This window comes from Marivita sp. (assembly GCF_051251565.1).
Classification (GTDB): domain Bacteria; phylum Pseudomonadota; class Alphaproteobacteria; order Rhodobacterales; family Rhodobacteraceae; genus Marivita.
Genome location: NZ_JBPOFB010000007.1, coordinates 93,182 through 115,457 on the forward strand (window position 1 = coordinate 93,182; position 22,276 = coordinate 115,457).

Here is a 22,276-nt window from a genome sequence, read left to right on the forward strand (position 1 = left end):
CCCCTGAGACAAAAGCCCTGTCGCGGACTTCTTTGGGCGAAAAATACCTCCGCCGGAGGCAATCCCGAGGGCGCAGCGCACCGCGCTGTGATCGAGATATCATGGGCGCGCAACAGCGCGCTCAATGGATTCCGCGTTGTTCAGATATGTGTTTGGGCAAACAGCCGGTCCGGCGTGTCCAGATGTGGCAAGGCGTTGAACTGGGTCAGGGCCAAATGTCCTTCCAGCGGCAACCATGCGCTGACCGAGGTGTTCTGGACCGACAGGCAAACGTTGCAAAACGCCGTCATATCAAGGCCCAGCGTCAATCGCATCGCCATACCGATCAACCCGCCGGATGTGACCACCAGCGCGCGGCCGTTTGATGCGCCGATCTCCGCCAGCGCATCCCGGACGCGGGTTTCAAACTGGACAAAGGTTTCCGGCGCGCCCTCCAGCTTGCCATCCCGCCAATGTCCAAAAAGCGCAGGCAGATGCCGCACAAAGCCTTCGCGTGTATCGGGCAGCATAATGCCATGCTGTTCGGCCAAAAGCTGCGACAGGGTGAAATATTCCAGCTCATTGAGCCGCGCATCGCGCGTCACCGGGCCGGGCGTGTCGGCACTGATCCCATCGGCGGTCTCGATATGTCGGCGCAAGGTGCCGGTCCAGACCTGTGCGAAAACATCGCCTTTTTGTCGGAAATGGTCACCCAGCCACCCGGCCTGCTGATGGCCAAGCGGGCTCAGCCGGTCATATTCGCGGTCGTCGCGCGCCCCGGTATTGGCTTGTCCGTGACGGACCAGAACGATGTGGGACATGGGGCCTCAAAGAACGGCTGGCACAAAAGAAAAGCGCGCCCGTGGTGCGGGCGCGCAGTGGCGGCGGTGCGATGGATCAGAGTTCGGTCAGGATCTGGTTTTGCGCAACGATCATCAATTCTGCCATCTTGGCGCGAATCTCTTCATCGCTGGCCTTGCCGCCCAGATCGCCAGACACTTTTCGCACCACATCTTCATGACCCGCCTCTTCGAAATCGGCCTTGATCACTTCCCTGGCATAGGCGGCTGCCTCGTCGCCGGATTTGCCCATCAGATCGGCGGCCCAAAGACCAAGCAACTTGTTGCGGCGGGCTTCTGCCTTGAACTGCATTTCTGCATCATGGGCGAACTTGTTCTCAAAGGCGTTTTCGCGGTCGTTGAACGTGGTCATGGCGCTGATCTCCAGAAGACGAGTTTTGGGTTGCCCTTGGTATGACCTGACAGACCCGGCGGTTCAAGTGCGCGCGTTGCTTGCGGCAGGTGCCTGCATGCACTAAGACGCAGTCAAACGCAGCCGTTTTTCATGTAAGACGGACGGTGATGCGCACAGTTTTTTCGTGCCATCCGGCGCATTGACAGAAAGACCCCACATGGCCCGTCGCAAAAAAATTTACGAAGGCAAAGCCAAGATCCTGTATGAAGGCCCGGAACCGGGCACGATTGTTCAGTATTTCAAGGACGATGCCACTGCCTTCAACGCCGAAAAGCGTGACGTTATTGACGGTAAGGGCGTTCTGAACAATCGACTGAGCGAATTTTTCATGGTTGGCCTGAATTCCATTGGCGTGCCGACGCATTTTCTCAAGCGGCTCAACATGCGCGAGCAATTGGTCCGCCAATGCGAAATCATTCCTCTCGAAGTCATTGTGCGCAATTTTGCCGCTGGCACCATGGCCAAGCGTCTGGGCATCGAAGAGGGCACACCGCTGCCGCGTCCCATCGTGGAATATTGCTACAAGGACGACAAGCTGGGCGATCCGCTTGTCACCGAAGAACACATTGCCGCCTTTGGCTGGGCTAGCCAACAAGACATGGATGACATCCTGAGCCTTGCGTTGCGGGTCAATGATTTCATGTCCGGTCTTATGTACGGCGTCGGCATCAAGCTGGTGGATTTCAAGATCGAGATTGGTCGAGTGTATGACGGCGATTTCCAGCGTTTGATCGTGGCCGATGAAATCAGCCCCGACAGCTGCCGGCTCTGGGATATCGAAACCGGCCGCAAGCTCGACAAGGACGTGTTCCGCCGCGATCTGGGCAACCTTGCGGATGCGTATACCGAAGTGGCCCGACGTCTGGGCGTGATGCCGCAGAACGCGACACCGATGGAAAAGCCGAAGCTGATCAACTGACGGCGCGCCCGGTGACGGGGGCGGCGTTTGCGTATTTGGAAAACGAAGAAGCAGGGGGCGAGCCCCTTGGCTGAGACGGAGACGACCATGAAAGCACGGGTGCATGTGATGCTGAAAGACGGGGTTCTGGACCCGCAGGGTGACGCGGTGCGCCACGCTTTGGGCGGTCTGGGGTTTGACGGTGTCGAAAAGGTCCGTCAGGGTAAGGTGATCGAGCTTGATCTGGCCGATGGAACCACCGAAGAGGTTGTGCGAGACATGTGCGAAAAGCTGCTCGCCAACACGGTGATCGAAAGCTACCGGATCGAGATGGCCTGATGCGCGCGGCGGTTGTTGTTTTTCCCGGATCAAACTGTGATCGGGATTTGGCCGTGGCGTTCCGCGAGGCGGGCTGCTCGGTCGAGATGGTCTGGCACAAGGACACGTCCTTGCCTCAGGGCATTGATATTGTCGGTATTCCCGGCGGATTTTCCTTTGGCGACTACCTGCGCTGTGGCGCGATTGCTGCCAATTCGCCCATCTGTGCCGAGGTCAAAGCCCACGCTACGCGCGGCGGCTTTGTTTTGGGGGTCTGCAACGGATTCCAGATCCTGACCGAAACGGGCCTCTTGCCCGGTGCGCTGTTGCGCAATGCGGGTCTGAAATACATTTGCCGGACCGTGCCCCTGACCGTGGGTACAGCCGACAGCGTCTATACAAACGGCTACACGGTCGGGCAGCAGATCGGTGTGCCGATTGCGCATCACGATGGCAATTTCACCGCCTCGGACGAGATCGTGGCACAGCTTGTCGCCGAGGACCGCGTGGCGTTCCGCTATGGCGACAATCCGAACGGATCGACGGCAGATATCGCGGGTATCCTGTCTGACAATCGCCGCGTGCTGGGGATGATGCCGCATCCCGAACGTGCAGCGGATGAAAAGCACGGCGGCACCGATGGCAAGGCCCTGTTTTCTGGTCTCGCCGCAGCCCTGACAGCGGCTTAGCGCCGGTTGACGCAAGCGTGACGCGCCGCTGCTTGAGAGGCGCGTGTGCTTTGTCTATTCTGAGGCTATGGGCAAGGGCACGTCATTGACACGTATTTCAACGCGGACAGGATCGCTGTCTTGGCGCGTGCGTTTTGCATTGGCGCTGCTGACCGCAGTGGCCGTGGTGACGGTATTCCTGACCAATCGGTATCTGACTGACCAATTCACCGAAAGCACCCGCAACCGGGCGGAATTGCGACTGGCGCTATACTCGGGCAACCTGGTGTCCGAACTGCGCCGCAACGCCATTGTGCCGCAACTTTTGGCGCGTGATCCGGCGCTTATCGGGGCTTTGAATTCTGGAGATTTCTCGCAAAGCTCGCAGCGTTTGATCTCCTTTGTCGACGAGATCGGCGCGGCGTCGCTGATGCTTTTGGACTCCGATGGGCGCACGGTGGCCGCAACCAACCGCGAACGGCTGGGCGAACAACATCGCAGCGCGGGTTACTTCATCGAAGCCCTGCGCTCGAACGCCACCGTCTTCACTTCGCAGCGCGAGGAGGTGGGCAGCTTCAACTTCAGCTATTCGCGGCGCATCGAAAGCCAGGGCCAGTCCATCGGCGTGATCGTTGTGGAGGTGGATCTGGCCAAATTCGAACGCGCGTGGGCAGGGATTTCCGACGCAGTGCTGGTCACCAACAGCGAAGGCGAGATCATCCTCGCAACCGAGCCGCGCTGGCGGGGCCAGACCATCGCCACAGCGCTGGAACGCCAACCCGCAGACAGCGCGATTGAACGGGCAATCCGCGCCACTGCCGATTGGACAGCGCTTCCGGCGGATGCCTATTTTCAGGGTGAAGCGGTGATGCGCATCGAAGGCCGCATTCCGTTCCGGGGCTGGAACATGGCGTCCTTCACCACCTATTCCAGCGTCCGGGAACGGGTCAACGCGGTGCTGGCGCTTGAGATCATGGGCTTTGCGATTCTTCTGGCGATGGCGTTCTATGCCCTGAGCCGCAAGACCGCGCTGCGCATGGCGCTGTTCCAGCGTGAGTCGGCAGAGCTTCGCGCATTGAACCAACGCCTCCAGCGGGAAATCGCCGAACGCGAACGGGTGCAGGAAACGCTTGCTGTCGCCGAACAGACACTCGCGCAAAGCTCGAAGCTGGCCGCCTTGGGCGAAATGTCAGCTGCCGTGAGCCACGAATTGAACCAGCCTTTGGCAGCAATGAAAACCTATCTGGCGGGGGCCAAGCTTTTGATGCGCCGCAACCGTCCCGAAGAGGCGCTGTCCGCCTTTGGCCGGATCGACGATCTGATCGAACGGATGGGCGGCATCACACGCCAGCTCAAAAGCTATGCGCGCAAGGGGCAAGAGGCGTTTTCCCCAGTAAATATGGGGGATGCGCTGGCCTCAAGCCTGTCGATGATGGAACCGCAGTTGAAGTCGCGCAAGGTCAAGATCACCAAGATCCTGCCCGAAGAGCCGGTGCTGGTGATGGGCGACCGGATGCGCATCGAACAGGTGATGATCAACCTTTTGCGCAACGCGTTGGATGCCACCAAGACCGTCGCCGACCCGCAGCTTGAGCTTATTCTGGCCAGTGGGGAAACTGCGACGCTGACCATCCGCGACAACGGCCACGGGATCGAAGACCTCGATGCCCTGTTCGAGCCGTTCTACACCACCAAACAGCCGGGTGACGGCGTGGGGCTGGGGCTTGCCATTTCCTCGGGGATCGTCAACGACCTAGGGGGACGGCTTTTGGCGCGTAATGCTGAACAGGGCGGCGCGGTGTTCGAAATGCAATTGCCGATATTGAACGATCAAACGCAGGCGGCGGAGTAAAGCCATGGGCAAAGCCATGAAGATTGCCATAGTCGACGACGAAAAGGACATGCGGCAGTCGATCAGCCAATGGCTGGCACTGTCGGGATATGACACCGAAACCTTTGCCAGCGCCGAAGAGGCGCTTGGAACCTTAGGGGCGGATTATCCGGGGATCGTTATTTCTGACATCAAGATGCCGGGGATGGACGGCATCCAATTGTTGCGCAAGCTGATGGGATCGGATTCCGCGCTGCCGGTGATCATGATCACCGGCCATGGCGACGTGCCCATCGCTGTTGAGGCCATGCGCATCGGCGCGTTTGATTTTCTCGAAAAACCGTTCAACCCGGACCGCATGTCCGATCTGGCCAAAAAGGCCACCAATGCGCGCCGCCTGACGCTCGATAACAGGGCGTTGCGGCGCGAACTGAGCGACGGCACCCAGATGATGCGCAAGCTGATCGGGGCCAGCGCCGCGATGGAGCGTCTGCGCGAGGACATCCTTGATCTGGGGCAGGCGGACGGCCACGTTCTCATTGACGGGGAAACCGGCACCGGCAAGACCCTGATCGCCCATGCCTTGCACGCCGTGGGCAGCCGCGCGGGCAAGAAATTCGTTCTGATCTCCTGTGCGGCAATGGACGAAGACTCGCTGCTGCGGCGCTTGTTTGGTCCAACGCTGCCGGACGATGCGCGCCTGCCTGCCGTCGAAGAGGCGCGTGGCGGCACGCTTGTGCTCGAAGACATCGAAGCGCTGTCTGATGTCGCGCAGGCACGCTTGCTCACGATGATCAATGATCAGGGCAACCCGCCTGAAACGCGGATCGTGGCGATCTGCAACCTTCAGGACGAGGGCCGCACCTGCGAAGACGCGCTACGCCCGGATTTGTACTACAGGCTTGCCGCGCTCAAGATCACACCGCCCCCGCTGCGTAACAGGGGCGAGGATATCCTAACATTGTTTACTGCCCTCGCTGATCAATATGCCGATGAGTATGGCTGCGAGGCCCCGCAAGTCAGCGCGCAGGAAGCGGCACAGCTTTTGCAAGCGCCGTGGCCGGGCAATGTGCGCCAGTTGATCAATCTCGCCGAACGCGCGGTGCTGCAATCGCGTCGCGGCACGGGGACCATCGCGTCGCTGCTGATGTCAGACCATGACGAAATGCAGCCGGTGATGACAACCGAAGGCAAACCGCTCAAGGAATATGTCGAGGCGTTCGAACGGATGTTGATCGACAACACCATGCGCCGGCATCGCGGATCCATCGCGTCCGTCATGGATGAGCTGTGCCTGCCACGCCGGACGCTGAACGAAAAGATGGCCAAATACGGATTGCAACGCTCCGACTACCTTTAGGCGGGGCAAAGCTTTTCGAAATGGCTTGGGACGGATTTTCGAAAATCCGTCCCCGCTCATCCAGCTGCGCGCATCAGCATTCCATAAAGATCGCGTGGGTTGTCCGGGTCGGCGAGCAAATCCAGCGGCAGGTTCAACCCGGTCTCAATGGTCAGGTCATGAACCACCCGCAGCGCCGAGAAATCCTCGATCGCAAAGCCCACACTGTCAAACAACGTGATCTCGCGCGCATCGCGGCGACCCGGTTCAGCACCGGTGATCACCTGCCATAGCTCTGTTACCGGGTGATCCGCGTCCAATTGTTGGATCTCGCCCTCGATCCGCGTTTGCGGCGGGTATTCCACAAAGATCGACGACCGGAGGAGGATCGCTTCGGCCAGTTCGGTCTTGCCCGGACAATCGCCGCCAATTGCGTTGATGTGGACGCCGCTGCCCACCATGTTGTCTGTGAGGATCGTTGCATAGGCCTTGTCTGCCGTGCAGGTCGTCAGGATCTGCGCGCCCTCAATGGCCGCTTCGGCGCTGGTGCAGGCCACCACGTTCAACCCTGTGCTTGAAAGATTCGCCGCACATTTCGCCGTCGCCTCGGGATCTTTGTCAAACAGGCGCACAGTGGTGATGCCGCAGATCGCCTGCATGGCGATGCTTTGAAATTCCGCCTGTGCGCCATTGCCGATCATTGCCATGGTGTCAGCCCCTTTGGGCGCAAGATGCTTGGCGGCAACAGCAGACATGGCCGCGGTGCGCAGCGCAGTCAGCAGCGTCATTTCTGACAAAAGCACCGGATACCCGGTCTCCATATCCGCGAGCAGCCCAAAGGCAGTCACGGTCTGCAACCCGTCTTCGGTGTTCTTGGGGTGGCCGTTCACATATTTGAACGCATAGAGCGTGTCATTTGCCGTCGGCATCAGCTCGATCACCCCGACAGGGCTATGTGCGGCCACGCGCGGGGTTTTGTCGAACGACGGCCAACGGCTGAAATCATGCTCAATGGCGTCTGCGATGCGTCGGATCATCTCGGGCAGGCCGACGTGGTGCACCAGCTGCATCATGTGATCGACGGAAACGAACGGGACAAGGGCCTTGTCTGACGGTTGCATGGGCGGTCCTTACATCAAGCGGGGGGTGGGGCGGTCAAAGATACGGCGACCCAGCGCCGAGGCGGCAAGATCGACCATCAGATGCGCGGTGCGCCCACGTTCATCCAGCATCGGGTTCAGTTCGACCAGATCAAGCGAGGTCATCACCCCGCTGTCGCACAAAAGCTCCATCACCAGATGCGCCTCGCGCACGGTGGCCCCGCCGGGCACAGTGGTGCCGACCGCAGGCGCATGGGTCGGGTCGAGGAAATCCACATCCAGGGACACATGCAGCGCGCCGCCCGCTTTGGCGACATCCTCGAGGAACGGGCTGAGCAAAGCAGCCACACCGACTTCGTCAATGGCCCGCATGTCAAAGCCGCGCACCTGTGTCTGTGCCATCAACGCACGTTCCGGCAGATCGACCGATCGCAACCCGATGATACAGGTGTTGGCAGGCGGCACGACGGCGGGCAGGGGCGGGAAGCCGTCAAAGCCGGATTGCCCTGTGGCGTAGGCCAGCGGTGTGCCGTGCAGATTGCCCGACCCGGTCGTTTCTAGCGTGTTGAAATCGCTATGCGCGTCCAGCCACAGCACGAATTGCGGACGACCTTCCTGCGCAGCATGCGCGGCCACGCCGGGAACGGTGCCCAGCGACAACGCGTGATCTCCCCCCAGAAAGATTGGCAGCCCTTGCTGGATCGCCTCATGGGCGGCGCGCATGAGCGCGGTGGTCCAGCCGATTGTCTCGGACAGGTTTACCAACCCGTCACGTTCAAGGATATCATTGGCGTCTGGTGCGACATTGCCCAGATCGGTCACGCGGTGCCCCAGATCGGTCAGCGCGCGGGCAATCCCCGCGGTGCGATAGGCGTCGGGCCCCATGAGGCAGCCCTTGCGCGCCTTGCCACAATCCAGCGGTGCGCCAACCAATACGATATCCTGTGTTGCCATCGATCCTGTGTCCCTTTTGTCTGTGTCGTCAGGTGTATCTGACGAAATGAGACATCAGGAACTGTGCAAATTGCACAATTTGGCGCATGATCTTACATATTGGTAATCTGGTGGATCAATATGGACGATATCGACAAACGACTCGTGTCTGCGTTGCGCCACAACGGGCGGGCCTCCGTGTCTGATCTGGCAAGCATTCTGGGGCTGTCACGGGCGACGGTGCGGGCACGGCTGGATAGGTTGCAAATGGCTGGCGATGTGGTGGGCTTTACCGTTGTGGTCCGGGAAGATGTGGCGCGCGATCCGGTGCGCGCCTTGATGATGATCGGCATCGAGGGGCGCGGCACGGACCGGGTGATCCGGCAGTTGAACAGCCTGCCACAGGTGCGCGCCTTGCATTCGACAAATGGCCGCTGGGATGTGATTGCAGAGCTTGGCACCGACACGCTTGAGGCGCTCGACGACGTGCTGTTCCGTATCCGCAAAGTCGAAGGGGTGACGCAGTCGGAAACGTCCCTGCTGCTGTCCACCCGCAAAAGCGGGCTCTAGGCCGAACGCCGCGCCGCTGCGATCCAGATCCCGGCCAGTGCGAGTGAGATGACCATGTTCCAGCTTGCCATCGACAGGCCGAACATTTCCCATGGGACGTCGTCGCAGCGCACCAAGGGTGCGGTCATGATCTGGTCGAACAGCTCGTCGGTGGACAGCCCGCCAATGGGGCCAGATGTGCAGGTGGTCGGACCTTCCCACCACCCGCGCTCAACCCCGGTGTGAAAGCCCCCGATGGCCGCTGTGCTGAAGGCAGCCAACGCGCCAATCCACGCCAGAATCGGTGCTCCGAACCGCAACGCGATCAGGCCGATGACAATCGCCACCACATGCGGATAGCGTTGCCAGATGCACATCGCACAGGGTGGTAACCCGCCGATGTACTGGAACCCGAACGCCCCGAGCATGAGAGCCAGCGATCCGCTTGCCGCGAGCAGCATCAGTATCTTGCGTGTCACGCGCATTCTACATCCCCAACCAGGCTTTGATGATGCTGGCCAGCGTCGCACCCGCAATGACCAGCGTTGCGATCCATGTCGTGCCCAACAGAGTGCCCAGAATGACCAAGATACCGTCGCGCTGCAACAGGCCCATCGCCACCACGACCACCGCGATCCCGGGAACCGTGTTGGTGCCCGGCAGCGGCACCAAGATCGACGCGCTGAATAACACCAAAGCCGCGCCGACCACACGGTCCAAAGGCGCGCGGGTGAGCAGGCCCAAACGCGGGCGGCTCACCGCCTCGATCCGGCGCAACCATGGGCCTGCACGCGTCGCTAGAACGCGCAAGTCCGCAGAGGACACGCTGCGTGCGGCCAGCCGGGTGGGCAACCACGGCACGCGCCGCCCCAGCAGGATTTGTGCGGCAACAAACATCAACGGCAACGCGACCACCTGCGGGATTCCGTAGAGAAACGGAATGCAACAGGGCAGCGCAAGGATCAGTAAAAACAGACCAAAGGCGCGTTCATTCAATTGCTTGAGCACCCATTCAAGCGTGACACTGTCGTTCTGCGCGTCATCGGCCAGCCGGTCGAGACGGTCCGAAATGGCCATGTCCTCAAACTGTGCGGCTGTCATTGGGGCGTCTCCTTGGGGCCGATGCGATCGTTGCTGTCGCCAACTGTCTCGCGGGGTATCAAATCGCTGTGGTCGACACCAGCATTAGACTGAGGCAGAGTTAGGTGTTGCGCGTCTGCCTGGCAGAACATCGTGGATATCGGCCCACAAAAATGGATGCGTTTTCGCGCAATAGGGGCTGGACCTTTTGAGACAAGTTCGCTAACTCCACATTCCGTGCCCAAGTGGCGGAATGGTAGACGCAGGGGATTCAAAATCCCCCGACTTAACGGTCTTGTCGGTTCGAGTCCGACCTTGGGTACCAATCGCTTACAGTGTTTTCTTCATCTCTTGCATGAAGAGAGACTGTGCCGATTTTATGGCGCTTGTCGGCATCTTTTCAGAATCGATATCCTGCGGTGATCCTCGTGCCATGTCGCTTTGGCAGCGGTGCCAAATCGCGCGGGACGCAGTCTTTTTACCAGACCGGGCTTTTCATTGCTGTGGCGCGTGATAGCTCAGGCGCATGGTGTTGACTGTTCAAGACGTGACAAAATCCTACCCCGCCGCCGAGGGCAGTACGCCTGTCTTGCGTGGCGTGTCGCTGGCGTTGTCGCGGGGGGAAACGCTTGCGCTGACCGGGGAATCGGGATCGGGCAAAAGCACGCTGTTGCACCTGATCGGTGGCTTGGATAGCGTGGACAGCGGAACAATCCATGTGGACGGGCGCGACATCACCGATATGACCGACACGGCCCGCGCGGCGCTGCGGCGATCGGAGGTTGGCGTGATCTTTCAGCAATTCAACCTGATCCCCTCCCTGACTGTTGCGGCCAATATCGCGTTTCAGGCGCGACTGGCCGGGGCCTATGACGCGGATCACGCGGCCCAACTGGCCGCCGCTTTGGGCCTGACCGACCACTTGACCAAATACCCCGAAGCCCTGTCCGGCGGGCAACAACAACGCGTCGCCATCGCCCGCACTTTGACGGCACGGCCCAAGCTGGTGCTGGCGGATGAACCAACCGGCAATCTGGACGAGGCCACCGCCTCGGATGTGCTTGACCAGATGTTGCGTCTTGTACGCGACACCGGGGCGGCGCTTTTGATGGTGACCCATTCGCACAGCGTGGCCCGGCGGATGGGGCGGCATGTGCATCTGAGCCAAGGTCACGTGGTGTGATCTGGACAGCCTTGACAGCGCTGCTGTCGCATTGGCGGCGCAACGGGGTGCAGTTCTTTGCCCTGATCAGCGGGCTGGCGCTGGCCACGGCGCTGTGGTCAGGCGTGCAGGCGATCAATGCAGAGGCCCGCGCAAGCTATGACGCTGCCGCTGCGACCTTGGGCGAAGGCCAGTTCGACCAGCTTGTGCCGCGCGCAGGCGACGGGATCGACCAATCCACCTACATCGCTTTGCGCCGCGCGGGCTGGCAGGTGTCGCCGGTGCTTGAGGGGCGGTTCGACACGGATGCAGGAAGCGTGCGGATCGTGGGGCTTGACCCTCTTACCGCGCCGGGCACGATTGCGCCGGTAGGTCTTCAGGGCGACACATCCCTGACCGATTTCCTGACGCGCGGTGTGCTGTTCGCGTCCCCGGACGTGGCAGACCGCCTTGACGGCGCGGTGTCACAGCAGGTTATCCGCGATCCGTCTGTCGCCCCCGGTGTGGCGTTGACTGATATCGGTGTGGCGCAAATGCTGCTGGGGTCGGCTGGCACGCTCAGCCGATTGATCATGGCCCCAGACCAGCCGATGGGTTTGCCAGAGATCGCGGCAGTTGCACCTGATCTGACCCGCCAACCGGCGCAGGACACGGGTGCGGGCAGGCTCACAGATAGCTTTCACCTGAACCTGACTGCCTTTGGATTGCTCAGCTTTGCGGTGGGGATCTTCATCGTGCACGGCACCATCAGCCTTGCCTTTGAACAGCGCCGCAGCATGGTGCGAACCCTGCGCGCCCTTGGCGTGCCGCTCAACACCTTGATCGGGTTGATGATTGCGGAACTGGTGCTGTTTGCGCTGGTCGCAGGTGCGATCGGGGTGGCTTTGGGCTACGGTATTGCCGCTGTGCTTTTGCCGAACGTCGCGGCGACGGTACAAGGGCTGTACGGGGCATCCGTGGCCGGCACCTTGCAATTGCGCGCGGAATGGTGGCTGTCCGGCATGGCCATCGCAGTGGTGGGCACGGGGGTGGCGGCAGCCGGTGCCTTATGGCAAATCGCCCATATGCCACTTTTGTCGAGCGCCCGTCCACGCGCATGGGCCGTGGCATCTGGGCAAGCCGCATGGCGCCTGGCCGCAGCGGCCACAGCGCTTTTCGTGGCAGGCGCAGGCATTGCGATCTGGGGGGAGGGCTTGACCCTTGGCTTTGCGCTGCTGGCGTGTCTGTTGATCGGCGCGGCGTTGATCCTGCCATTGCTGTTGCGCGGAGCAGTGTCGCTGGCCGATGGATTCGCTCAAAGTGCCATGTGGCAATGGTTCTGGGCTGACACGCGCCAGCAGGTGCCGGGGATGAGCCTTGCGCTGATGGCGCTTTTGTTGGCGACGGCGGCGAATGTGGGCGTCACCACAATGGTCTCAAGCTTTCGGATGACCTTTGTCGACTTTCTTGATCAACGCTTGGCACCCGAGCTGTTCATCCGCATCGACGACGCCGCGCAAAGCTTTGATCTTGAGGCCTATCTGATCGTCAACGCCCGCGAGGTACTGCCGCTTCTGTCGGTTGAGACAAACATCGCGGACGTGCCCTCTGACTTGTTCGGTGTGCGTGTCGGGCCAACATACCGCGAGAATTGGCTGTTTCTGGCGGATACCCCAGATGTCTGGGACCGCGTTGAGACAGGCGCGGCGGTTGTTGTCAGCGAACAGCTTGCCCGCCGTGCAGGGCTTTGGACCGGCGACACAGTTGCGGTTGCACCCAACCTGACCCTGCCCATCGCGGCCATTGTGGCCGATTACGGCAACCCTTTGGGGCAGGCCTTGATTGCCGAGGATCTGTTCCGCACGCTTTATCCCGACCTGATCCCGCTGTCCTTTGGCGTCCGCTCGGACGATCCGGCGGCATTGCGCGACCGCTTGACCAATGACCACGGCTTACCCTACGGTTTGATCACGGATCAGTCGCGGATCAAGGCGTTCTCGCTCGATGTGTTTGAGCGCACGTTTACCGTCACCGCCGCGCTGAATGTGTTGACGCTTGCGGTGGCCGCCTTTGCCATTCTGATGAGCCTTTTGACATTGGCCGCACTTCGTATCCCGCAACTTGCCCCCGCTTGGGCGCTTGGCCTGACTCGGCGCAGGCTCGGGCAGCTGGAGCTGCTGCGCGCGGTGGCTTTGGCGTTGGTGACAACGGTGCTGGCCATCCCGTTGGGACTGATGCTGGCGTGGGTTTTGTTGTCTTACGTGAATGTCGAGGCGTTCGGATGGAAGCTGCCTATGTACCTGTTCCCCGGCCATTATGCGCTACTAATGCTGTTTGCGCTTCTGGCGGCGGGGCTGGCGGCCCTCTGGCCTGCGATCCGGCTGATGCGCACGCCGCCATCAGACCTGCTCAAGGTGTTTGCCAATGATCGCTAGGGCGCTTTTTCTGATCTTCTTGTTGCCGGTGCACGCAGCGGCGCAGGGCTTTGCCGGACTTGGGACCGATGCCGACGGCTTTGCCGTACCCGCGCCGAACCCGGTGTTCAACTTCCCGCAGGATCACAGCGCGCACCCGGACTACCGCATCGAATGGTGGTATCTGACCGCCAATTTGCGCGGCCCGGACGGCACACCGTACGGCGTGCAGTGGACGCTGTTCCGCTCGGCATTGGCCCCTGAAACGCGCGTGGGCTGGTCGGACCCGCAGGTCTGGTTTGCCCATGCCGCCGTCACGACACCTGATACGCATCTGGTGGCCGAACGTATCGCCCGAGGCGGGATCGGGCAGGCGGGGGTCACGACCCAGCCGTTCGAGGCATGGATCGACGATTGGCGTATGGCAGGGCCGTCATTTGACACCGTCACCCTGACAGCACGCGGCAGTGATTTTGCCTATGATCTGGCGCTCAACGCCACTGGCCCATTGGTGTTTCATGGCCAGGACGGGTTTTCGGTGAAATCGGCGCAAGGGCAGGCGAGCTATTATTATTCACAACCTTACTACGCGGTGACGGGCACCCTGACATTGCCGACGGGCGATGTGCCTGTGACCGGGGCGGCCTGGCTTGACCGGGAATGGTCGTCGCAACCTTTGGCCGATACGCAAACCGGCTGGGATTGGTTTTCGCTGTCCTTTGACACCGGAGACAAGCTGATGGGGTTCTTGTTGCGCGAAGACGATGGCACGGCCTTCACCTCAGCCACATGGATCGCGCCGGACGGCACGACCACGGCCTATCCTGACGGGGCGTTCACGGCGCAGCCCTTGGTGATGCACAGCGTTGCGGGACGCGACGTGCCCACACAATGGGCGGTGCAATTGCCGGAACGCGGCATCGACGTCACGGTGCGTGCGATGAACCCGGATGCGTGGATGGCGGTGTCCATCCCCTATTGGGAAGGGCCGGTGATCGTCGACGGATCGCATACGGGGCTCGGCTATTTGGAGATGACTGGATATGAATAAACAGACCGAGCTGGCAGCGTTTCTGGATCTCGGTTGGCAGCGCCTGACACGCGGAGTTGCCGACAGACGCGCGGCCGCGCGGCATCCGGTCTTTGCCACCGTATCTCCCAAAGGTCACCCGGAGGCGCGTACCGTTGTTCTGCGCGGCGCCAGCAGGAGCGACGGGACGGTCGAGGTGCACACCGATGGTGGGTCGGACAAGATCACGTCGCTGCGTGCCAATCCCCATGCACAGCTTATGGTGTGGGACGAAAAGCCCAAATTGCAGATCCGCCTGTCCACAACCGTCACGATCCACCAAGGGGCCGATGTGGCGGACAAATGGCGCAGCGTGCCCGACGGATCACGCATGGCCTATGGGGCCACGCCAATACCCGGCACAGCTATCCCAACCGCCAACGCCTATCAAAAGCTGGCAAGTCATGACTGGTTCGCCGTGATGGTCTGCCGAATCGATTCGATTGAGCTGATGCAGCTTACAGATCCGCACAGGCGCGCGGTGTTCAGCGCGCAAAATGACTGGTTTGGAGAGTGGCGGGTGCCCTAACGTCATGTATCTTGGCCTTTGGCAGGGAGATTGTCACAAAACTGCCACTTTTGTCTTGCTTCGGCACGCTCCTTGGCTACTGTAGCCGCCAGCGATGAATTTCGCATCAAGTTTACAGCCGATTGCGCCCGAAAGTGGCAGCGATCGAAGGGAATGGGACGGTTGGGGAGAGCCGTCCCATTTTATTTTCAAACATATCCAAAAATCATCGGTCCGGATTGTTCGCCCGCCACAGGGTCCAGGCATCGGGCGTATCAAGATCGGTCAGTGCGTTATTCCCCGGCAGCGCGACCCGAATCAGACGGGCGCGGTTGGTCTGTAGAATCGCCCGCGCGCCGTGATCTCCGGTCAGGTCTGCGAACTGGGTGATCAGGTCGGCCGGAAAGATCACTGGATGCCCCGGCGTCCCATCCGCGCCCGCGGCTTGCACAATAAAGTCACGGTTGGCGGTTTCAAACGCGCTTATCACCAGACGCATATCCGCTGCGGTTAAGTCGGGCATGTCAGCGGGCAGGATCATCAGGCCTGTGCTGTCGCTCCGCACCGCGCGGGCGGCGAGACGCAAGGAGGCCGACATACCTTCGGACGCGTCAGGGACGGGGATGCACCGCGCGGGCAATCCGGCAAGCGCGTCCGCGCGCGGTGATGGACCATCGGGCAGGGTGACCAGCACATCCGCGCCCAAGGCCAGCGCCCGCGCGGCCACACCGCGCAAAAGCGGCGCGCCGTCCACGGGTTCAATCAGCTTGTCGCGGCCCGCCATCCGGCGGCTGGCCCCGGCGGCGGGAATCACGATGGTTACTTGGGTCATCCGCGCAGTCTAGCCGCGCATCTGGCCTCCGTCAGCGTCGTAAAGCGGCGTTGTGATCAGCGTGGCATCCCGCATCTCGCCCAAAATCTCGATCTGGGCTTTTTGCCCGTCCTGCGCATGGGCGCGCGGGATCAACCCAAGGGCGATCGATTTGCCCGCATGATGCGAATAGCCGCCAGAGGTGCAGAACCCCTGAACCACGCCGTCGACCCAGATCGGTTCATAGGCATTCACATCCGCGTCCCCTGCATCGACCTCGAACGCACACAGCACGCGGTTGGGGGGCGTGGCGCGTTCTGCCTCTGCCGCTGCGCGTCCGATGAAATCGACGTTCTGGGACCATGCGATAAAGCGGTCCATGCCGGTTTCGGCGGCAGTGTAATCCGGCGAAAATTCCGACAGCCAAGAGCCAAAGAACTTGTCCAGACGCAGCGACATCATCGCGCGCATGCCAAAAGGTTTCATCCCGTGATCCTGACCCGCCGTCCAAAGCGTGTGCCACACTTGCCGTTGCGCCACGGGTTCGCAGTAAATCTCATAGCCCAGACCCGCCGTATAGCTGACCCGCTGCACAAGGCAGGAGGTCATGCCGATGGTCATGGACCGGACGTCAAGAAACTTGAGATCCGTGGGATCGCGCGTCACCGCGTCGAGCACCTTGCGTGCGTTCGGTCCTGCAATCTGGAACCCGGTCAGCGCGTCCGACACGTTGCGCACCGTCACGCCATCCTGTGCGTTTTGTTCGAACCACCGCGTGTGATAGGCCTGTGCGCCATAGCTTGCGGTCAGCTGGAACCAGTCATCCGCAAGGCAGGAAATTGTGAAGTCACCGATCAGGCGTCCCTGTGGGGACAGCATTGGAGTCAATGAGAGACGCCCGATTTTGGGGATGCGACCCGCCATGATCCGGTCCAGCCAATCGCGCGCATTGGCGCCGCGCACCTCGTATTTGCCGAAGTTCTGAACTTCATTGATGCCAACGGCCTCGCGCACGGCTTTCACCTCGCGGGCAGTGGCCTCCCACGCGTTGGAACGGCGGAAACTCGGTGTTTCAAAGCGCGGCTCGTCTGGGGCGGCGAAGTAATTCACCACCTCCAACCCGTACTGCGCGCCCCAGACCGCGCCCATGCCATCAAAGATATCAAACATGGGTGTGGTGCGATTGGGCCGTGCAGCGGGCAGTTCTTCGTTTGGGTAGCTGACGGAAAAGCGCTTCTGGTAGTTCTCGATCACCTTCGGCAGCGTGTAGCCGGGGCTGATCCAATCCCCGAACCGTGCAACGTCCATCGCCGACACGTCGCGTTCGCATTCGCCGGTCGTCATCCACTGCGCCAGCATCAGGCCAACACCGCCACCTTGGCTGAACCCCGCCATCACGCCGCAAGCTGACCAGTAGTTGCGCAAACCCGGCACTGGACCGACAAGCGGGTTGCCATCCGGCGCAAAGGTAAACGGTCCGTGGATCACCGATTTCACGCCGGCACGTTCAAGCACGGGGAAGCGTTTATAAGCAAATTCAATACTCTCCCCGATCTTGTCAAAGTCATCTGGCAAAAGCTCATGGCCAAAGTTCCACGGCGTGCCATCCACCGCCCAGGGGCGACAGGGTTGTTCATAAAACCCGATGCACAACCCACGCCCTTCCTGGCGCAGATAGCTTTCGCCCGCCGGGTCCATCACATGCGGATGCTCGTTGTCGCGTTCGTAGATCTCTGCGATCTCGTCGGTGACGATATACTGATGCTCCATCGGATGCAGCGGCAGGTAGACCCCCGCCATCGCACCTACTTCGCGCGCCCAAAGACCGCCTGCATTGACCACATGTTCGGCATGGATCGTGCCCTTGTCGGTGACCACATCCCAAGTGCCATCGGCGCGAGGATTGGTTTCCCTGACCATAACATGGGTCTCAATCGTGGCACCGCCCATCCGCGCCGCCTTGGCATAGGCATGGGTCGTGCCCGACGGATCAAGATGCCCGTCAAGCGGATCATAAAGCGCGCCAAGGATGCCATTGAGATTGGTGATCGGTGCGATCTTGGCGATCTCTTCCGGACCAACAATTTCTGTCTCAAGCCCCATGTAACGGTGCTTGGCCCGCTCTGCGAGCAGCATGTCGAACCGGTCTTTATTATCGGCCAGCGTGATGCCGCCGACATGGTGCAGCCCGCAGGACATGCCGGTGATCTCTTCGAGTTCTTTGTAAAGCCGGATCGTATAGCCCTGAAGTGCTGCCATATTGGTGTCGCCATTCAGCGTGTGAAACCCGCCCGCCGCGTGCCATGTCGAGCCGGAGGTCAATTCCGACCGTTCGACCAGCATCACATCTGACCAGCCTAGCTTGGTCAGGTGATACAGCACCGAAACGCCAACGACGCCGCCGCCGATCACACATACACGGGTGGTGGTTTTCATGAAGGTTTCCTCGTTTTGTTGAGGTGACAATGGGCGGGACAGGTTCTCTTCGTCCTGTCGGAAAACGACACGGTGTGTCGGCAGAGGGCAACATCTTTTAGACGTGTCGGCAAAGGGTGGAGGCGAAATCACCGGAGCGACTCGCCATGAAGACCCACGCACAGGCCGTTGTCATCGGAGGCGGCGTCATCGGCTGTTCGATTTTATACCATTTGGTAAAATTGGGCTGGACTGACGTTGTTCTGCTGGAACGCGACGAGCTGACAAGCGGGTCAACTTGGCACGCGGCGGCCAACATTCACGGGCTGCATGACAGCACCAATATCAGCCGTATCCAGCATTACACGATGACCCTCTACAACCAGCTTGAGGCCGAGACCGGCCAAAGCTGCGGTGTGTTCCAACCCGGATCGCTTTACCTTGCCCAGACCGAAGCGCGCGAACACCAGCTGCGCCTGCAAGCGGCCAAGGCCAAGCTGTATGGCATGAACTTTCACGAGGTGAGCCGCGCCGAGGCTGAGGTGCTGCATCCGCTGGTGAATTTCGATGGCATCCGTTGCATCATGTATGAACCCGATGGCGGCAATGTGGACCCGTCCGGCGTGACTGCGGCCTATGCCGCCGGGGCCCGTCAGAAAGGCGCAGAGATCCACCGTTTTACGCCCGTGACCGCCACGGATCAGCAACCTGACGGCACATGGATTGTCCGCACACCCAAAGGCGACATTCACACGCCCTGGGTCGTGAATGCCGCCGGTCTCTGGGGCCGCGAGGTGGCCGCGCTGGCAGGGATCAAATTGCCGCTCTTGCCGACCGAACATCAGTATTTTGTGACCGAAACCATTGCAGAGATTGCCGCGATGGACCGGCGCTTGCCGTCGGTTGCTGACCGGGACGGCGAATATTACCTGCGCCAAGAGGGTAAGGGCCTGCTGGTGGGCGCGTATGAAAAGGACGTCCGTTTCTGGGCCGAGGACGGGACGCCACAGGGCTTTGGCCACGAGCTGTTTGCCGATGATCTGGAACGGATCGAAGACAACATGATGCGTGCCATCGACAGGGTGCCAGCGGTGGGGGCTGCCGGGATCAAGCGGGTGATCAACGGCCCGATGATCTGGTCGCCGGACAGCAATGTGCTGCTTGGTCCGGTGCCCGAGAAACAGGGCTATTTCTGCTGCAACGGCATCATTCCGGGGTTTTCGCAATCAGGCGGCATGGGCTTGATGGTGGCGCAATGGATCATCGAAGGCGAGATGCAGTACGACATGTTTGCCTGGGATGTGGCGCGTTTTGGCGATTGGGCCGACGCAAAATTCACCAAGGCACGGGTTGGAGATCAATACGCGCACCGCTTCAAGATTCATTTCCCGAACGAGGAACGCGCGGCGGGTCGACCGGTGCGCACGCGCCCCGTCTACGAGATGCAGCGCGAGATGGGCGCGGTGTTCGGCCTGAACTACGGCTGGGAACACCCGCTCTATTTCTCGCAGGATGTTGTCGAAAGCGCGGGGTTCACCCGTCAGCCGTGGTGGGATGTGGTGGGCCATGAGGCGCGCACCTTGCGCGACAAAGCCGGGATCATCGACATCTCGAACTTTGCCAAGTACCGCGTCACGGGGTCGGGGGCCGAGGCGTGGCTGAACGCGGTGTTTGCCAACCGCATGCCGCGCGACGTGGGTCGGTCCTGTCTGACACCGCTCATTGGTAAACGTGGCGGCGTTGCCGGCGATGCCACGGTCACACGGCTGGCCGAGGACGAATTCTGGATCATCAGCTCTGGCATGGCGGAACGCTATCAGAAACGTTTTTACGACGCGGTGCCGCTGCCCGAGGGCACGATATTTGAATCGCTGAGCACCACCTGGAGCGGCTTTAACGTGGCAGGCCCACAAAGCCGCGCGCTGCTGCAACGCCTGACCAACATCTCGCTCGACACCGCCGATTGGCCCTTCATGCGCTCCAAGCTGGTTGAGGTCGCAGGGGTGGAGGTGATGGCGCTGCGGGTGTCTTTCACCGGCGATCTGGGATGGGAGCTGCATTGCCGGGCCGGGGATCAGGCGGCGCTTTACACCGCGTTGCTGGAGGCAGGCCAAGAGGTTGGGGCGGTGCCAGTGGGCAGTCGTGCGCTGATGAGCCTGCGGATGGAAAAAGGCTATGGGTCTTGGGGGCGCGAATACAGTCCGGAATACTGGCCGCAGGAATGTGGACTGGACCGTTTGTGCCGCAGTGACAAACCTTACCTGAACCGGGATGCGGCGCTGGCCAATATGCAAAAACCCGCCCGCGAACGCATGGTCCTGCTTGCGCTCGATGCCAGCGACACCGATGCGTCAAACGCGGATGCCACGGGCGGGGAGCCGATCTTCAAAGACGGCATCGGCATAGGGCGGGTTTCGTCGGGGGCTTACGGCTATCATGTGGGGATGTCGCTGGCGATTGCCTATGTCAAAGATGCAAAGCCAGGCGATACAGTCGATGTGATGGTGCTGGGACGTCCGCATAGGGCTGTGATCCTTGACCAACCGCCTTTCGATCCGGGCGGTACGCGTCTGCGCGCCTGACCTTTTCGGGTTTCCAAAGCCCCCAATCGTTGCCGGAACTATTCCGCCGACAAGGGCCGTATCTTGAGCGCGGTGATGCGGTTGTTGTCGCGCGCCACAACCTCGAACCGGAAGCTGTGAAAGCTGAAACATTGGCCGATAGTGGGGATCATCTGCGCCTCGTGGATCACCAGACCGGCGACGGTGTTGGCCTCATCATCGGGCAGTGTCCAGTCAAGCTGGCGGTTCACGTCCCGGATCGTCATGGCGCCATCAATCCAGTAATTGCCGTCCTCGTCCGCTTTGACAGGGTGATCGCCATCGGGGTCGAATTCATCGGTGATCTCGCCCACGATTTCCTCAAGGATGTCTTCGAGCGTGATCAACCCCTGCAACGCGCCATATTCATCCACGACCAGCGCAAAATGGGTGCGGCGGCGCAGGAACTGGCGCATCTGGTCGTCCAGCGACGTGCTTTCGGGGATAAAATACGGCTTCATCGCCACTTCGGCGAATTTGAAGCTGCTCATGGCATCGGCAGGGCGTTCGCCTTCCTGCATGAACTGGTACATTGCGCGGAACAGATCCTTGGCATGGACCACGCCGATGATGTTTTCGGGATCCCCCCGGAACACTGGCAGGCGGGTGTGGTTCGATTCCAGACATTGGCGCAGGATGTCCTGCGGGTCTTTGTCGGCGTCGATCATCTCGATGCCGGACCGGTGAAGCATGATCTCTTCGACCGTGCGTTCGCTCAGATCCAGCGCGCCAAGGATGCGGTCGCGGTCTTCTTTTTCGACCACGCCTTCGGAATGGCCCAGTTGCAGCGCGCCGGCGATTTCCTCGCGCACGGCAAGGATGTGACTGTCGGGGTCGGTCTTGACGCCGAACAGGCCCAGAACACCGCGCACCAGCACCCGAACGGCGCTGACGATGGGGGAAAACACTCTGATCACCAGCGCAATAACTGGCGACACCCGGCTTGCGGCAGCTTCGGGATTGGTGATCGCATAGGTCTTGGGCAGAACTTCGGCAAAGACCAGAACAAGCACGGTCATCACCAACGTGGCCAGTGCCACACCGGATTCGCCGAACGCCCGTGTGAACAGCGCCGTGGCCAGCGAGGTGGCGAGGATGTTGACAAGGTTGTTGCCCAGCAGGACCGACCCGATCAGGCGCTCATTGTCTTCGGTGATCAGCAACGCGCGGTCCGCGCCCTTGGAGCCTTTGTCGGACATGGAGCGCAGCTTGCCACGTGATGCGGCGGTCAGCGCGGTTTCAGAGCCGCTGAAGAACGCTGACAGCACGAGAAGGCCAAGAATGGCGGTGGAGGTCATCCAGAATGCGGCGTCTGCCGCTGTCGTTGCGGGTTCCATGGGGTCCAACGTTTTGAAATGCTGACAGGGTT

20 protein-coding genes and 1 tRNA gene are annotated in these 22,276 nt (G+C 61.0%); 12 read left to right on the top strand and 9 right to left on the bottom strand.

The genetic code is table 11. From position 1 onward, the window contains the following. Positions 1-140: 140 nt before the first annotated feature. Positions 141-800 carry a histidine phosphatase family protein gene (locus ACSHXH_RS11490; RefSeq protein WP_435671937.1) on the bottom strand — a complete coding sequence of 220 codons (660 nt, stop codon included), beginning with the start codon at positions 798-800 and terminating at the stop codon, positions 141-143. A gap of 76 nt (positions 801-876) precedes the next feature. Beyond that, the gene (locus ACSHXH_RS11495; protein ID WP_435671938.1) at positions 877-1,191 is read right to left on the bottom strand and encodes a DUF1476 domain-containing protein; all 315 of its coding nucleotides are present in this window, start codon (positions 1,189-1,191) and stop codon (positions 877-879) included. A 199-nt stretch (positions 1,192-1,390) separates the two neighbouring features. Here ACSHXH_RS11495 and purC point away from each other — a divergent pair, with 199 nt between their 5' ends. From purC to ACSHXH_RS11520, 5 genes are all read left to right on the top strand, one after another. Then, a complete protein-coding gene (gene purC, locus ACSHXH_RS11500) occupies positions 1,391-2,152 on the top strand; it encodes a phosphoribosylaminoimidazolesuccinocarboxamide synthase (protein ID WP_085631071.1) in 762 nt (253 codons plus the stop codon). An 87-nt stretch (positions 2,153-2,239) separates the two neighbouring features. Beyond that, complete coding sequence (gene purS / locus ACSHXH_RS11505) at positions 2,240-2,470, top strand: phosphoribosylformylglycinamidine synthase subunit PurS (RefSeq protein WP_435671939.1); 231 nt, start codon at positions 2,240-2,242, stop codon at positions 2,468-2,470. Next, on the top strand, positions 2,470-3,138 hold the full coding sequence (gene purQ, locus ACSHXH_RS11510) for a phosphoribosylformylglycinamidine synthase subunit PurQ (protein ID WP_435671940.1): 669 nt from the start codon (positions 2,470-2,472) through the stop codon (positions 3,136-3,138). Before purS ends, purQ begins: the two co-directional genes overlap by 1 nt. Positions 3,139-3,205: 67 nt before the next feature. Continuing rightward, positions 3,206-4,969, top strand: a complete 1,764-nt coding sequence (locus ACSHXH_RS11515) for a sensor histidine kinase (RefSeq protein ID WP_435671941.1) — start codon at positions 3,206-3,208, stop codon at positions 4,967-4,969. Between the two features lie 4 nt (positions 4,970-4,973). Further along, positions 4,974-6,308: a sigma-54-dependent transcriptional regulator gene (locus tag ACSHXH_RS11520; protein WP_435671942.1), complete on the top strand. Its 1,335-nt coding sequence runs from the start codon at positions 4,974-4,976 to the stop codon at positions 6,306-6,308. Positions 6,309-6,364: 56 nt separating this feature from the next. Here ACSHXH_RS11520 and ACSHXH_RS11525 read toward each other — a convergent pair whose 3' ends face one another. Further along, on the bottom strand, positions 6,365-7,408 hold the full coding sequence (locus ACSHXH_RS11525) for an ornithine cyclodeaminase (protein WP_435671943.1): 1,044 nt from the start codon (positions 7,406-7,408) through the stop codon (positions 6,365-6,367). 9 nt (positions 7,409-7,417) lie between these two features. Continuing rightward, positions 7,418-8,341 carry an arginase gene (gene rocF, locus ACSHXH_RS11530; protein ID WP_435671944.1) on the bottom strand — a complete coding sequence of 308 codons (924 nt, stop codon included), beginning with the start codon at positions 8,339-8,341 and terminating at the stop codon, positions 7,418-7,420. Positions 8,342-8,461: 120 nt separating this feature from the next. Between rocF and ACSHXH_RS11535 the strand changes: the two genes are divergently transcribed. Continuing rightward, the gene (locus ACSHXH_RS11535) at positions 8,462-8,890 is read left to right on the top strand and encodes an Lrp/AsnC family transcriptional regulator (RefSeq protein ID WP_435671945.1); all 429 of its coding nucleotides are present in this window, start codon (positions 8,462-8,464) and stop codon (positions 8,888-8,890) included. On the opposite strand, the gene ACSHXH_RS11540 is transcribed toward ACSHXH_RS11535, so the two are convergent. Together ACSHXH_RS11540 and ACSHXH_RS11545 are read right to left on the bottom strand one after the other, a co-directional pair. Continuing rightward, positions 8,887-9,354, bottom strand: coding sequence for a disulfide bond formation protein B (locus ACSHXH_RS11540; protein ID WP_435671946.1), 468 nt, complete (start codon positions 9,352-9,354; stop codon positions 8,887-8,889). The two genes, ACSHXH_RS11535 and ACSHXH_RS11540, sit on opposite strands and share 4 nt — an antisense overlap. 1 nt (position 9,355) lies before the next feature. Beyond that, positions 9,356-9,970, bottom strand: a complete 615-nt coding sequence (locus ACSHXH_RS11545) for an exopolysaccharide biosynthesis protein (RefSeq protein ID WP_435671947.1) — start codon at positions 9,968-9,970, stop codon at positions 9,356-9,358. A gap of 218 nt (positions 9,971-10,188) precedes the next feature. On the opposite strand from ACSHXH_RS11545, the gene ACSHXH_RS11550 reads away from it, so the two are divergent. The 5 genes from ACSHXH_RS11550 (at position 10,189) to ACSHXH_RS11570 (ending at position 15,102) form a co-directional block, all read left to right on the top strand. Further along, positions 10,189-10,274, top strand: a tRNA-Leu gene (locus ACSHXH_RS11550). Between the two features lie 201 nt (positions 10,275-10,475). After that, positions 10,476-11,132 (top strand): ABC transporter ATP-binding protein, encoded by a 657-nt coding sequence (locus ACSHXH_RS11555; RefSeq protein ID WP_435671948.1) that lies wholly within the window; start codon positions 10,476-10,478, stop codon positions 11,130-11,132. Further along, positions 11,129-13,525 carry an FtsX-like permease family protein gene (locus tag ACSHXH_RS11560; protein ID WP_435671949.1) on the top strand — a complete coding sequence of 799 codons (2,397 nt, stop codon included), beginning with the start codon at positions 11,129-11,131 and terminating at the stop codon, positions 13,523-13,525. Before ACSHXH_RS11555 ends, ACSHXH_RS11560 begins: the two co-directional genes overlap by 4 nt. Next, complete coding sequence (locus ACSHXH_RS11565) at positions 13,515-14,555, top strand: lipocalin-like domain-containing protein (RefSeq protein WP_435671950.1); 1,041 nt, start codon at positions 13,515-13,517, stop codon at positions 14,553-14,555. Before ACSHXH_RS11560 ends, ACSHXH_RS11565 begins: the two co-directional genes overlap by 11 nt. Further along, positions 14,548-15,102, top strand: a complete 555-nt coding sequence (locus tag ACSHXH_RS11570; RefSeq protein WP_435671951.1) for a pyridoxamine 5'-phosphate oxidase family protein — start codon at positions 14,548-14,550, stop codon at positions 15,100-15,102. The genes ACSHXH_RS11565 and ACSHXH_RS11570 overlap by 8 nt, the downstream gene beginning before the upstream one ends. 205 nt (positions 15,103-15,307) lie before the next feature. Here ACSHXH_RS11570 and ACSHXH_RS11575 read toward each other — a convergent pair whose 3' ends face one another. Both ACSHXH_RS11575 and ACSHXH_RS11580 read right to left on the bottom strand, forming a co-directional pair. Then, complete coding sequence (locus ACSHXH_RS11575) at positions 15,308-15,913, bottom strand: nucleotidyltransferase family protein (RefSeq protein WP_435671952.1); 606 nt, start codon at positions 15,911-15,913, stop codon at positions 15,308-15,310. A gap of 9 nt (positions 15,914-15,922) precedes the next feature. Beyond that, on the bottom strand, positions 15,923-18,328 hold the full coding sequence (locus ACSHXH_RS11580; protein WP_435671953.1) for a GcvT family protein: 2,406 nt from the start codon (positions 18,326-18,328) through the stop codon (positions 15,923-15,925). A gap of 146 nt (positions 18,329-18,474) precedes the next feature. Between ACSHXH_RS11580 and ACSHXH_RS11585 the strand changes: the two genes are divergently transcribed. Next, the gene (locus ACSHXH_RS11585; protein ID WP_435671954.1) at positions 18,475-20,889 is read left to right on the top strand and encodes a GcvT family protein; all 2,415 of its coding nucleotides are present in this window, start codon (positions 18,475-18,477) and stop codon (positions 20,887-20,889) included. A 38-nt stretch (positions 20,890-20,927) separates the two neighbouring features. Here the strand turns inward: ACSHXH_RS11585 and ACSHXH_RS11590 are convergent, their stop codons facing one another. Beyond that, positions 20,928-22,244 (bottom strand): HlyC/CorC family transporter, encoded by a 1,317-nt coding sequence (locus ACSHXH_RS11590; RefSeq protein WP_435671955.1) that lies wholly within the window; start codon positions 22,242-22,244, stop codon positions 20,928-20,930. Positions 22,245-22,276: the final 32 nt, after the last annotated feature.